The 12790-nt window shown below is 63.7% G+C and carries 14 protein-coding genes; 3 read left to right on the forward strand and 11 right to left on the reverse strand.

Annotated features, from left to right (window positions below):
• Window positions 1-88: 88 nt before the first annotated feature.
• The 4 genes from ACYU03_RS18935 to ACYU03_RS18950 are packed head-to-tail and all read right to left on the reverse strand — an operon-like array spanning window position 89 to window position 3770.
• The gene (locus ACYU03_RS18935) at window positions 89-1006 is read right to left on the reverse strand and encodes a 5-oxoprolinase subunit C family protein (protein WP_461886160.1); all 918 of its coding nucleotides are present in this window, start codon (window positions 1004-1006) and stop codon (window positions 89-91) included.
• Window positions 1003-1698 carry a 5-oxoprolinase subunit PxpB gene (gene pxpB / locus ACYU03_RS18940; protein WP_461886161.1) on the reverse strand — a complete coding sequence of 232 codons (696 nt, stop codon included), beginning with the start codon at window positions 1696-1698 and terminating at the stop codon, window positions 1003-1005. Before pxpB ends, ACYU03_RS18935 begins: the two co-directional genes overlap by 4 nt.
• Window positions 1695-2474, reverse strand: a complete 780-nt coding sequence (locus ACYU03_RS18945; RefSeq protein WP_461886162.1) for a 5-oxoprolinase subunit PxpA — start codon at window positions 2472-2474, stop codon at window positions 1695-1697. The genes pxpB and ACYU03_RS18945 overlap by 4 nt, the downstream gene beginning before the upstream one ends.
• Before the next feature lie 9 nt (window positions 2475-2483).
• The gene (locus tag ACYU03_RS18950; RefSeq protein WP_461886163.1) at window positions 2484-3770 is read right to left on the reverse strand and encodes an MFS transporter; all 1287 of its coding nucleotides are present in this window, start codon (window positions 3768-3770) and stop codon (window positions 2484-2486) included.
• A gap of 145 nt (window positions 3771-3915) precedes the next feature.
• Here ACYU03_RS18950 and ACYU03_RS18955 point away from each other — a divergent pair, with 145 nt between their 5' ends.
• The gene (locus ACYU03_RS18955) at window positions 3916-4827 is read left to right on the forward strand and encodes a LysR family transcriptional regulator (RefSeq protein ID WP_461886164.1); all 912 of its coding nucleotides are present in this window, start codon (window positions 3916-3918) and stop codon (window positions 4825-4827) included.
• A 65-nt stretch (window positions 4828-4892) separates the two neighbouring features.
• Here the strand turns inward: ACYU03_RS18955 and ACYU03_RS18960 are convergent, their stop codons facing one another.
• From ACYU03_RS18960 to ACYU03_RS18970, 3 genes are read right to left on the reverse strand one after another with little or no spacing between them, the layout of a single operon-like run.
• Window positions 4893-5414 carry a DUF2937 family protein gene (locus ACYU03_RS18960; protein WP_461886165.1) on the reverse strand — a complete coding sequence of 174 codons (522 nt, stop codon included), beginning with the start codon at window positions 5412-5414 and terminating at the stop codon, window positions 4893-4895.
• An 18-nt stretch (window positions 5415-5432) separates the two neighbouring features.
• Window positions 5433-6206, reverse strand: a complete 774-nt coding sequence (locus tag ACYU03_RS18965; RefSeq protein WP_461886166.1) for a class II glutamine amidotransferase — start codon at window positions 6204-6206, stop codon at window positions 5433-5435.
• 15 nt (window positions 6207-6221) lie between these two features.
• Window positions 6222-6698 carry an MFS transporter gene (locus tag ACYU03_RS18970; RefSeq protein ID WP_461886167.1) on the reverse strand — a complete coding sequence of 159 codons (477 nt, stop codon included), beginning with the start codon at window positions 6696-6698 and terminating at the stop codon, window positions 6222-6224.
• A gap of 84 nt (window positions 6699-6782) precedes the next feature.
• Between ACYU03_RS18970 and ACYU03_RS18975 the strand changes: the two genes are divergently transcribed.
• A complete protein-coding gene (locus ACYU03_RS18975) occupies window positions 6783-8834 on the forward strand; it encodes a S9 family peptidase (protein WP_461886168.1) in 2052 nt (683 codons plus the stop codon).
• 44 nt (window positions 8835-8878) lie between these two features.
• On the opposite strand, the gene ACYU03_RS18980 is transcribed toward ACYU03_RS18975, so the two are convergent.
• Window positions 8879-9157 carry a hypothetical protein gene (locus ACYU03_RS18980; protein WP_461886169.1) on the reverse strand — a complete coding sequence of 93 codons (279 nt, stop codon included), beginning with the start codon at window positions 9155-9157 and terminating at the stop codon, window positions 8879-8881.
• Window positions 9158-9285: 128 nt separating this feature from the next.
• Here ACYU03_RS18980 and ACYU03_RS18985 point away from each other — a divergent pair, with 128 nt between their 5' ends.
• The gene (locus tag ACYU03_RS18985) at window positions 9286-9657 is read left to right on the forward strand and encodes a YajD family HNH nuclease (RefSeq protein ID WP_461886170.1); all 372 of its coding nucleotides are present in this window, start codon (window positions 9286-9288) and stop codon (window positions 9655-9657) included.
• A 118-nt stretch (window positions 9658-9775) separates the two neighbouring features.
• Here the strand turns inward: ACYU03_RS18985 and ACYU03_RS18990 are convergent, their stop codons facing one another.
• From ACYU03_RS18990 to ACYU03_RS19000, 3 genes are all read right to left on the reverse strand, one after another.
• Window positions 9776-10525 (reverse strand): creatininase family protein, encoded by a 750-nt coding sequence (locus ACYU03_RS18990; protein ID WP_461886171.1) that lies wholly within the window; start codon window positions 10523-10525, stop codon window positions 9776-9778.
• 243 nt (window positions 10526-10768) lie between these two features.
• Complete coding sequence (locus ACYU03_RS18995) at window positions 10769-10972, reverse strand: YbdD/YjiX family protein (protein WP_461886172.1); 204 nt, start codon at window positions 10970-10972, stop codon at window positions 10769-10771.
• Window positions 10973-11237: 265 nt separating this feature from the next.
• Window positions 11238-12752, reverse strand: coding sequence for a M81 family metallopeptidase (locus ACYU03_RS19000; protein ID WP_461886173.1), 1515 nt, complete (start codon window positions 12750-12752; stop codon window positions 11238-11240).
• Window positions 12753-12790: the final 38 nt, after the last annotated feature.

Here is a 12790-nt window from a genome sequence, read left to right on the forward strand (position 1 = left end):
CCGAACAGTGCTCCCTAGGCTGGCACCGTCAACACTTCTGTAAAGCGATGGCCCACAGGGACTGCGCCGGCCGCAAAGTGGCCGGCGCTCAGTTCCAGCGCGTCAGGTAATCCTGCTGCTCCTGCCAGGCCAGTTCCTGCACCACCGCCCTGAACCGCACCACCGTACCCGGCAGGCACTGCGCCAGTTGCGCCAAGGCCAGGGGCGTCAGCGCTCCCAACCGTGGATAGCCGCCAATGGTCTGCCGGTCATTGAGCAAGACGATCGGCTGGCCATCCGGCGGCACCTGCACTGCACCGAGGGGGATGCCTTCGGAAATCATCGGCGCGCCCTGGTATTCCAGCACCGGCCCCAGCAGGCGGATACCCATGCGATCTGCCCGGCTGTCCAGGGTCCAGCCACGGTTGAAGGCCTCGAACAGGCTGCTGCCACTGAACTCGCCAATCTGCGCCCCCATCACCAGGTCCAACTGCGGCGTTGCAGCAAGGACGGGGCGCAATGCCTGCGGCACTTCCCGCAGCGCTGGCGCCGTACCGCTGTAGCCTAACGACTGCCCCTTGCCCAGGGCGCTGCCCTGGCCATCCAGGCCACCCAGCTCTTCACGCACGACCGTGGCACAACTGCCCAGCACGGCCTGGGCCTGGAAGCCAGCCGGCGCCGCCAGGTAGGCGCGGGCGCCCTTCAGCGGCTGCCTCAGGCTCAGCCGCTGGCCCCTCTGCAGGATGAAGCTGCGCCAGGGCTTGAGCGGCTGGCCATCCACCTGTGCGTCCAGGTCGGCACCGGCCAACGCCAGGCAGCAGTCAGCCTCGGCCACCAGGCTGAAGCCCCCCAGGGTCACTTCCACCACCGGCGCGTCCAAGGCATTGCCCAGCAGCCAGTTGGCCCAGCCCATGGCTACCCAGTCCAACGCCCCGCCCTGGGTCACCCCCAAATGGCGCACGCCAAAGCGCCCAGCATCCTGCAACAGGCACAGCGGGGTGCTGGCCTCGATCTTCAATTGGCTCATGCCTGTACCTCCAGCGGGCTGTCATCCCCGCCCAAGCTGATGAACTCAGCGTGATCCACGGCGACAAAACGCACCCGGTCGCCCGGTTGCAGCAGGCTGTACCCCTCTCGCTGGCGGTCGAACAGCCGGGCGGGGGTGCGGCCGATCAGGTTCCAGCCGCCCGGCGAGACTGCCGGATAAGCCGCCGTCTGCCGCTCGGCAATGCCGACACTGCCCGCCGCCACGCGCTTGCGTGGGGTCGCCAGGCGCGGCGTGGCCAGGCGTTCGTCGACCAAGCCCATGAAGGCGAAACCCGGCGCGAAGCCCAGGGCGAACACCGGGTATTCGCGCTCACTGTGCAGACGGATCACCTCGGCCTGGGACAGCCCGCTGCGTTCGGCCAGCAAGGCCAGCTCCGGGCCGACGCGCAGGTCGTACCACACCGGGATCTCATGGCGGCGGCCAGCACTGCCGGCATCCGGCTGCAAGCCTTCCAGCGCCTGCCCGATCAACACCCGCGCCTCGCCCGGCGGCATCTCGAACTGCAGCATCAGCGTGGTATAGGACGGCACCAAGTCGACCAGACGCTTGCCAAAAGCCTCGCGCAAGCGCTGGCTGGCGGCCAGGATCCAGGGCATGTTGCCTTCTTCGATGGCATCGAACAGGCGCACCATCAGGCTGTCGATAGCAATCACCTCGATACGCGGCGTCATGCTGTCTCCAGGGCGTCGAGGGCCTGGCGGATCTGCCGGACGGCGGCCACCGAACTGTCGTTGTCGCCATGCACGCAGAGGGTGTTGGCGCGCAGTTGCAGAGCGCTGCCGTCATCGGCCACCAGCGCTTCGCCGCGGGCCAGGCGCAGGGCCTGCTCAACCACCAGCGCCGGGTCATGATGTACCGCACCAGGCAGGCGCCGCGACACCAGGTGGCCCGTGGCGGTGTAGGCACGGTCGGCGAAAGCTTCGAACCACAGCGTCACACCCAGCTCATCACCCAGCGCCTGGGCCGCGCGGTTGTCGGCAGTGGCCATGAGCATCACTGGCAGGCTCGGGTCATAGGCGACCACTGCTTCGAGCACGGTACGCAGCTTGAGCGGGTCGGCCATCATGTCGTTGTACAGCGCCCCGTGCGGCTTGACGTAGCCGACCCGGCCGCCCTGGACCTTGCAGATGCCGTCCAGCGCACCGATCTGGTAGTGCAACAGGTCGCGAATCTCCTCGGCACTGCAGGCCATGGAGCGGCGGCCGAAACCGACCAGGTCCGGGTAGGCCGGATGAGCGCCGATGGACACCTGGTGCTCCAGGGCCAGGGCCACGGTACGGCGCATGATCCCCGGGTCGCCAGCGTGGTAGCCGCAGGCGATGTTGGCGCAGTCGATGTAGGGCATCACCTCGGCATCCAGGCCCATGCACCAGTTGCCGAAACTCTCGCCCATGTCGCAATTGAGTAGCAGGCGCTTCACCTGGCGGACTCCCGTATCGATGGTCATGTGCGTACCTTACCGTGCTTGCAGCACTTTGCCGCGGGTTTCAGGCAGGCTCAGGGCTGCCAGGATCACTACGCCATAGGAGACAGCGGCGAAACCACCGATACCCAGGCCCAGCGACACCTTCTGGCTGAGCATGCCGATCAGCAGCGGGAAGAACGCCGCGATGGCGCGGCCGACGTTGTAGCAGAAGCCCTGCCCCGAACCACGGATACGGGTGGGGAACAGCTCGGTGAGGAAGGCGCCCATGCCGCTGAAGATCCCCGAGGCGAAGAAGCCCAGCGGGAAGCCCAGCCAGAGCATGATGCCGTCGCTTACCGGGATCTGGGTATAGAGCAGGACGATGATGAACGACCCCACGGCGAAGAGGATGAAGTTCTTCTTCCGGCCGAGGATATCGGTGAGGTAGGCGCTGATCACATAGCCGGCGTAGGAGCCGACGATCACCATGGCCAGGTAGCCGCCCGTGCCCAGCACGCTGAGGCCACGCTCGTTCTTGAGGAAAGTCGGCAGCCAGGAGGTGATGGCGTAGTAGCCACCCAGGGCGCCGGTGGTCAGCAGCGAAGCGCGCAGGGTGGTGAACAGCATGCCCGGAGCGAAGATCTCGTAGAAGTGCGATGGCGCCTCGGTCTTCTCCACGGCCTTGGCCTGCCGGTAGACCTCCGGGTCCTTGACCAAACGGCGGACGAAGATCACGAACACTGCCGGCACGATGCCCAGCAGGAACAGCGCGCGCCAGGCCTGCTCCGGCGGCAGCAGGGAGAACAGCAGGGCATAGAGGATTGCTGTAAGGCCCCAGCCGATGGCCCAGCCGGACTGCACCATGCCGACCGCCTTGCCACGATCCTGGGCACGGATCACCTCGCCGATGAGCACGGCGCCAGCGGTCCACTCGCCGCCGAAGCCAAAGCCCATCAGGGTACGGGCGATCAGCAGTTGTTCGTAGTTCTGGGCGAAGCCGCAGAGGAAGGTGAAGAAGGCGAACCACAGCACCGTCAGTTGCAGGGTACGCACACGGCCGATGCGGTCGGAGAGGATACCGGCGATCCAGCCGCCCAAGGCCGAGGCGATCAAGGTGCTGGTATGGATCAGCCCGGCCTCGGCGGTGCTGATGCCCCACAGGGCGATCAGGGTGGGGATGACGAAGCTGAGCATCTGGGTGTCCATGCCGTCCAGGCCATAGCCGATCTTGCAGCTCCAGAATGTGCGCCGTTGCTGTTTGTCGATGTTGCGATACCAGGCAAAGGGCCCGGCCGCCGTCCGGGATTGGACCTGTTGCTGCACGCCCGATGGGTTCATGGTTGCCTCAGCTTGTTGGTATTGTTTTATGAGCGACGCGATGGTCGCGGCCTGTGCACCATTGTTCAAAGGCCTGAAACCTGCGTCCAACGAGAAAAACCAGCGGTCTGGAATAAGAAAACCTGATCGCCCTTGCGAGAACGCCATGAACCTCAGATTTCTCGAAACCTTTGTCTGGGTCGCCCGCCTCAAAAGCTTTCGCCTGACCGCAGAAAAGCTCTTCACCACCCAGGCCTCGGTCTCCAGCCGTATCGCCGCGCTCGAAGCGGATCTGGGCGTCAAGTTGCTGCTGCGCGATTCACGGGGTGTCAGCCTGACGCCCGAAGGCAGCAAGGTGCTGGAATATGCCGAGCAGATGCTCGCCACCGCCAAGGCCTTGAAGCAGTCGCTGGACAGCGACCGAGCCAAGGTCGGGCGGATTCGACTCGGAGTGATGGACACGGTCATCCACACCTGGATGAGCGCCTTGGTGGCCGAACTGACCGAACGCTACCCACAGGTGGAGATCGAGCTGGTCGCCGATACCGCGCTGAACCTGCGCGAGCAGTTGCAGAAGGGCTTTCTCGATGTGATCCTGCAGACCGACTTGCTGCGCCAGGAGTCGATTCGCAGCCTGGACCTGGCCCGCTACCCCATGGGCTGGATCGTCGCCAGCGGCGCTATCCAGCACCGCAGCTATGCCTCCCTGGCCGAGCTGGCGCGCGAGCGCATCGTCACCTTCTCGAAGAACTCACGGCCGCACCAAGAGGTGCTCAGCCTGCTGCAAGGCGCCGGAGTGGCCACACCGCGGTTGAACTGCGTGAACTCGGTGGCAGCCATCACCCGCTTGCTGCGTGACGGTTTCGGCGTCGGCGCGCTGCCACCGGCGCTGGTCGAGGCTGAGCTGGCACGCGGGGAGCTGGTGGAATTGAGCGGGTTGCAACCACCACCGAGCCTGGAACTGGTGGTGGCCTGGCAGACCGGAGTAGAGCTGGTGGACGAAGTGGTGGCGCTGTGCCGGCAGGTGCTTGGGCGTTACGCGGCAGATGCGGGGGCGCAGCGGATCGTGTTGGTCTGATACCCAGGGCAAGACTTCAGTAAGCCGGGGCCTCTCCTGCAGGCCCCGACTCTTGCGCTCAACGCCTAACGCCAGCTCTCGCGCACGGTCTTGCGCCGCCCGCCCAGGACCACCCAACCGAGCAGCAACAACAGGCTCTCGACCACCAGCGCTACCAACAGGCCACAGCCCAGCCCCCAAGCAATGGCCTCGGGCGCCAGGAGAACCTGGTAGCTGTAGCCCTTCAGGGTTTCCTCGCGCAATTGGGCATCGGGCGCCGCCAGCACATGCCAGGTGCGCCTCAGCCAAGACCCCTGGAGGATCTGCCACTCACGTTCGAAGATGCGGTTGCGCACCAGCAGGTTCTCGATGCTGTTGGCATCGCTGTTGAACACCGGATCGTCGCTGCTGCGGTAGTGCCGCACCAATGCCAGCAGGTCACCATTAAAGAAGCGCTCGGCCGTCTGTTCAAAACCCTTGAGCGCCTCGCGCGACTCCAGCAGGTGTGCCTCGACCCTCTGGCTGTAATCGTTGACCAGGCCTGGCACCTGGATACCGGCCAGCACGCCGAAGGTGAACAACAGCAACCGCAGGTAACTTCTGAACATGGAGCGACTTCCCTGGCTTCAGCTCTGCCCCTGGGCGACACACTCGCCATGCCGCCAAAGGGCCCATTGACCCGGCTCGTAGCGCTGCCAGGTCTCGTTTTCGGTCAGGGCCTCGGTGGCGATCACCGTGACCACGTCGTTGGGGGTGGTTTCGGCCTGGAAGTCGACGATCATGTCGACATCCTTGAGCCGCGCCGGGCCGAACGGCGCGCGTCGGGTGATATGTACCAGCTTGGTCGAACAGAAGCAGAACAGCCAGTCGCCGTCGCCGAGCAGGCAGTTGAACACGCCCTTGCCCCGGTATTCGGCGCAGGCTTCGACCAGCACCGGCAACAGTTGCTCGATCTCCACCGGCTCGGGGAAAGCCGAGCGCACTCGGTTGAGCAGGTCGCAGAACGCCGCTTCGCTGTCGGTGTCGCCGATCGGGCGGTAGAAGGTGATCTGCCCCGTGAAGTCGCCCAGTTGGCCGTTGTGTGCGAAACACCAGTTGCGCCCCCACAGCTCGCGGACGAACGGATGGGTATTGGACAAGCAAACCTTGCCGACGTTGGCCTGGCGGATGTGGCCGATGACCACCTCGCTCTTGATCGGATAACGCTGCACCAGGTTGGCTACTTCCGACTCGCTGCTCGCCGCCGGGTCCTGGAACAGGCGCAGACCACGCCCTTCGTAGAAGCCGATGCCCCAGCCGTCGCGGTGCGGACCGGTACGGCCGCCGCGCTGCATCAAGCCGGTGAAGCTGAAAACGATGTCAGTGGGGACGTTGGCACTCATGCCCAGCAGTTCGCACATACTTGCAGCTCCCGCCTACAACCGCGGCTCGACCCGGCCACGGCCGGTGCCGGCAGGTTGCGGGTCGCGGTAACGGTCAGCGGCGAAGGGTTCGTCTTGCTCCACCTCTTCAGCCACGTCGTGCCTGGCGGCGGCCTCGGCATTGGCGCGGCGCTCGCGGGCGCGCTTCTCCAGCGGCCAGCGCAGCAGCACGAAGAGGATGTACAGAGCAAAGGCGATCATGCCGTACATGGCCAGGTCGGATGCGGCGCGCCAGGCGTTGTTGCCGACCTTGAGCAGCAGGTCCAGGGCGGTGATGGCGATGGCCGGCGCGAAGCTTTCCTTGACCGGATCGATGATGGTCGGCGTCAGCAGCAGCACTGCCAGCGCCAGGCGCAACGGTTCGCGCAGCCAGCGCCACATCCAGCGGGTCACGCGCCAGCCCACCAGCAGGCAGCCCAGGGCGGCTAGGGCATACAGGCCCCAGGCGAGCAGATAGTCGTTCTCGGTCATGGTGTTCGTGCAAGCCAGGCAAAGAGATGCTTATGATAAACACTTTTCGGCGCGCAGGCGCGCCCTACGCCAAGAGAACCCCGCATGCCCGTCACCGACCACGCCCCACGCGCACCGATTGCCCGCCAGCACCCAGGGGACGATCCCTACGCCTGGCTGCAAGAACGCGACACCCCGGAGGTGCTGGCCTACCTGCAGGAAGAGAACGCCTACCTGGACACCCTGCTGGCCGACCAGGCGCCGCTGCGCGAGCAGTTGTTCGAGGAGATCAAAGGCCGCATCCTGGAAACCGACCTGTCGCTGCCCTCGCCCTGGGGCCCCTGGCTGTACTACACCCGCACCACTGCAGGCGACGAGTACCCACGCCACTACCGCTGCCCGCGGCCAGCCGACGACTCCAACACCGTCGATGAACACCACGAACAACTGCTGCTAGACCCCAACGTCCTGGCGGCCGGAGGCTTCCTCGCCCTCGGCGCCTTCAACATCAGCCCCGACCACCGACTGCTGGCCTACAGCCTCGACACCACGGGCGACGAGGTCTACACCCTGTACGTCAAGGACCTCGCCAGCGGCGACGTCACCACGCTGCCCTTCGAGGACTGCGACGGCAGCATGACCTGGGCCAACGATAGCCAGACCCTGTTCTTCGCCGAACTGGACGACACCCACCGCCCCTGGCGCCTGCTGCGCCACCGTCTCGGTCAGGCGGGGGCCGAGCAGGTATTCGAGGAGCCCGATGGCCGGTTCTTCCTGCATTGCTACCGCGCCAGCTCCGAACGCCAACTGATCCTGCTGCTCAACAGCAAGACCACCAGCGAAGCCTGGGTGCTGGACGCCAATACCCCTGCCGGCGACTTCACCTGCCTGGCACCGCGCGTCGAGGGCCACGAATACTTCGCCGACCATGGCCAACTGGACGGCCAATGGCGCTGGTTCATCCGCAGCAACCAGGACGGCATCAACTTCGCGTTGTTCCAGGCCCCTGCCGGGCAAGTGCCGAGCCGCGACCAGTGGCAAGTACTGGTGCCACATCGCGACGACGTGATGCTGGAGGGGTTGAGCCTCAATGCCGGCGCCCTGAGCCTGAGCCTGCGCGAAGGCGGCCTGCCGATCATCGAAGTGCGCCCCCAGGGCCTGCCGCCCTACCGCGTCGAACTTCCGGACGCAGCCTACAGCCTCTACGTGCAGGACAGCCTGGAGTTCAGCAGCACGCGCATCCGCCTGCGCTACGAGGCGCTCAACCGCCCGGCCCAGGTGCGCCAGTTGGAACTGGCCACAGGCGCCCAGACCGTGCTCAAGCAAACCCCAGTGCTCGGCGCCTTCGATGCCGATGACTATGTGAGCGAACGTCTTTGGGCCACTGCCCAGGATGGCACCCAGGTGCCGATCAGTCTGGTGCGCCGCCGCAGCGACCTGGGCAAGACCGTACCGCTGTACCTCTACGGCTATGGCGCCTACGGTGAAAGCCTCGACCCTTGGTTCTCCCACGCCCGCCTGAGCCTGCTCGAACGCGGCGTGGCCTTCGCCATTGCGCATGTGCGCGGTGGTGGCGAACTGGGCGAAGCCTGGTACCGTGCCGGCAAGCAGGAGCATAAACAGAACACCTTCGACGATTTCATCGCCTGCGCCGAACACCTTATCGACCAGCACGTGACCACCCGCGAGCGCCTGGCGATCAGCGGCGGCAGCGCCGGTGGCCTGCTGATCGGTGCCGTGCTCAACCTGCGCCCCGAACTGTTCCGCGCCGCCATCGCCGAAGTGCCTTTCGTCGACGTGCTCAACACCATGCTCGACCCGGACCTGCCCTTGACCGTCACCGAATACGACGAATGGGGCAATCCCCAGGAACCGGAGGTGTACCAGCGGATCAAGGCCTATGCCCCTTATGAGAACGTCAAGGCCCAGGCCTACCCGGCCATGCTGGTGGTCGCCGGCTACAACGACAGCCGCGTGCAGTACTGGGAAGCGGCCAAGTGGGTGGCCCGCCTGCGCACCCTGAAGACCGACGACAACCTGCTGCTGCTCAAGACCGAGATGGGCGCCGGCCACGGCGGCATGAGCGGCCGCTACCAAGGACTGCGAGACGTGGCCCTGGAATATGCGTTCGTCTTCAACGAACTGGGCGTGGCTTAAGTCCGGCTTCTCGGCGCCTGGCCTGGGTGCGGGATAACAGCCCCCTAGCCGCTCTTGGGATTGCCCTTGGGCGCCTCGTACTTCAGCCCCGGCAGAGGCTGGTCCCTCGGCGGCCCTGGCACGGGAATCGGCGGCAGCAGCGGCGCACCGGGCTTGCTGTCGCCAGCCTTGGGTGGTGTGCTGGGAGTGATCTGCGGATAAGGAGTCGGCGTCGCCGTGCCAGGCGCACCAGGCACTGGCGCGATGATCCTCGGCTGCAGGTCGGCGGCCAGCGCCGGCGGCAAGCCAGCGAGAATCAGTACGGCGAGGATCGCATAGGGCATGCATGCCTCCTGTCGGTTACATCCCTACAGCCTACGCGCAACTTGGCGGTTTTGCCTGTTCGCGGTCCACTCCGGCGCGCTAGACTCAGGACATAACCGTCATCAGCCCAGATAAGAAAGGTAACCCCATGACTTCGGCCTCCACCGCCGCCGCCACCGCCCGCCTCGACCGCATCCTGGCCGATGCCAAACGCGACAAGGAAATGGGCTATCGCGACAAGGCCCTGAAGATGTATCCCCACGTCTGCGGCCGCTGCGCCCGGGAGTTTTCCGGCAAGCGCTTGAGTGAACTGACCGTGCACCACCGCGACCACAACCACGACAACAACCCCCAGGATGGCTCCAACTGGGAGTTGCTGTGCCTGTACTGCCACGACAACGAACATTCGCGATATACCGATCAGCAGTACTTTTCAGACGCGTCACTGAACTCACCCAAGATTTCTACAGCGACGCACAACCCGTTCGCTGCATTGGCTGAGCTAATGAAGAAACAATAAGCGCCTCATTAAGCGTGGAGGTTGGTACACCATGAAGAAGACCATCAATTCTCGGTGACCAACCCCAGCGCCCTGCACTACAACGCTTGCACCTGCCCACCATGGGCTGGTCCCCCTGCTAGCCTGGTGTCGACTCCCGACTGAACGCCTCCAGTTCTTGCACCAGGCTACGGGCGGCCAACATCACCAAAGCGCGGCCTTTTTCCGGCGTTGCCTGAGCCGGGTCCGACCCCATGCGACCGTCGGGATAGCGTGCGCGGAAGTCTAGCGATTCGCGGATTGGACCCGAGTCAGCGATCTGGGGCGAATACTGCGCCGACTTGATCGAATCTGGGTACGCCCATTGGGTGACGGCAATTTCCGAGGGCGTGGCATGAACACCATGGCCCGTTGGAAACTGCTCCCTCGCCAGCTCACCAACACCTTCAAGATCCCACCAATTACACAGTTTCAGCGCGAACCCTGCCGGACGTCGAGCAAAGCTCGCCTCGGCGTAGAGCTCCGAGAAAGCCGCCTCGATCGATGCGATGTTGCCGCCGTGACCATTGAGGAAGAGGATCTTTTGGAAGCCGTGAGCTGCCAGCGAGCGGACCCAATCACCTATCGCAGCGATGAAGGTCGAGGGCCGCAGTGAGATGGTTCCTGGGAATCCAAGATGGTGTTGAGCCATGCCAATGTTGAAGCTTGGAGCAATCAGGATGTCTGCTGTTTTCTGGGCTTCGTGAGCAATGATTTCCGGACACATCCAGTCGGTGCCCAGCAGGCCGGTAGGGCCGTGTTGCTCATTCGAACCGATGGGAACCACGATGGTGCGGCTACGTTCAAGATACTGGCCTATCTCGGCCCAAGTCGAGAGATGCAGAAGCATTGAGTACTCTCCTTCAGTGATTTTCTTTCGGAAGACGACAATCCACGAGCCACTGGAAGCGGCTTGCAACCAGGGCGTGTAGAGGATGTTGCTCCGACATCGCCACCCCAGCAAGAGCAACTAAAATCATACTTCGTTGCCTATCAGGCAACGGCATGATGAGCTCTATCTCTCCTGGCTCGAAAAGAAAACGCCATCTCTGAAGATGGCGTTTTAGGTCAAGGTTTCAGTGAGCCGAGGGCATCAGCAACAGCGCGTCGTGCACTGGCGTTTGCCATAGCGCGCCTCCTGACGCTCGCGGAAAAACTCTTCATACGTCATCACCGGTTCGTCCGGATGGCTGACGGCCCTGAGCGCTACGTAATTTTCGTAATCCGGCACGCCGATCATGAGGCGAGACAACTGTCGGAACCATTTGATACCACGGTGCAGTTTTGTTTCAGACATGGGCAGGACTCCGAGGAGTTGATGAGTGGGTGGATACCGCAGGACTGTGCCGAGAAGCCGACCGGTAAGGCGTTTCCCTGTCGCTGCGATGAGGCGATAGCCATGTCTGACAGGCGCCCCTGAACGAATAAACCGGCACACTCAGGACCACGACAAGGAACAGCACGGTCAACTACGCATATAACCGCGCCAATGTATCTACGATGTGTCTCCGTCCACGCGCTTTGTATCTCTAAGTAGCACGTTCGCGTATGTGAACGTGTCCCTAGACACTCGCCACCGCTCGTCGCCAGAACGGCTTACCCAGAGGGCTGGTGCGGATACCTTCAGCCAAGCGCGTCCAGTTCAGCTCCGCAGGATCGGCGACCGCCGGCCCTGGCGATCTTGCGACCAGAACTGCTTCGGCAATCGGCTGGAAGTCTGCGCGGAAGTGCACAGAGCTTTTGTTGACCAGAATCTTCATCTGTTCAGGCTCGATACCCGCAGCGCGGTAGAGATTGCGATCAAACATTTGCGCCTTGTTAGAACTCACCGCCACATACACGTCGTCGATCTTCAGACAGGCTACCGGCCCCAATTCGGCGAGCATGCCGTGCATCATCGGACCGTCGAATCTGCAACGGCCGTCAGACAGCGAAGTCACCTCAAAGCGACCTTGCAATGGTTCGTCACCCGCGATACCAGGACAACCCGCCAGATCGATGTCGATGAACGCACCTACGCCTGCGTGATGCGCAGCCTGGGCCGCCCTGGGGTCGCAGATCAGACCTATTGCAGCCTGTCGCGCACCGTTACGCAACAATGCGCGCAACATACCCATGGTGTTCGAATCCCCGCCTGCGCCCGGATTGTCCTGCGTATCGGCGATCACCACCGGCTTGCTCGCCCCCTCGCTCAGGCGGATGGCTTCCTGCACCGCGGCATCCGGGTCAAGCAACGGCACCCGCCATTGGCCTTCTTCGGCGAGCAGCCTGCTGTACAACTCGTCAACCGCCCGCTCAACCTCGGCTGCGTCAGTTCCATGACCCCAAATGGCCGGCCCACACTCTTCGAAATCCGCCGCCGGAAAGCCTGGCGTGAATGACAGCGATTGGACACCGCCAGTTTCAAGCTCAGCCAGATGCTCATACAGCCCCTTGGCAGGTTCGAGCAGCGTACACATGCCATTGATGGGGATCAGGAACGGCACACGCTTCATTACCGAGTGATACGGCCTGGTTTGGGTCAGCAAGCGCTCCAACAATTCGGCAGCACGCAAGCCAGTCTCGGCCAGATCGACATGCGGGTAGGTGCGATAGGCCATCAGTGCGTCGGCATTGGCGAACATCTTGCGGGTGAGGTTGGTGTGCAGGTCCAGAGACACCACGATTGGGATCTGTAGCCCAACGATCCTGCGCAACCGTTCGAGCAAGGTGCCCTCGCCGTCATCGGTGTGCTCGGCAACCATGGCGCCATGCAGGTCCAGATAGATGGCGTCGAAATCCAATTCCCGGGCAGCGTCGGTTATTTCGCCGACGATGCGTTCATAAGCGTCTTTCTCCACATGAGCCGAAGGGCTAGCTCCCGCCCAGATCACTGGCAGCAGCTCGTATCCAGCGCGCTCGGCAGCCTGGATGAAGCCACCTGCAGGAATGTTGACATCGCGCAGGGCAAGCACTTCTGCGCCGCGCGCCATCATCGGGAAACCTTCGCCCCGCTGAAAGTTCTCATAAGCGGCTTTGGACGGCGCGAAGGTATTGGTTTCGTGTTGGAACCCTGCGATCAGCACTCGAATGTTCATGAACGTGACTCCTGAATCCAGAATCCGCCGGGGTGGCA

The sequence above is a fragment of the Pseudomonas sp. X10 genome (assembly GCF_054889225.1).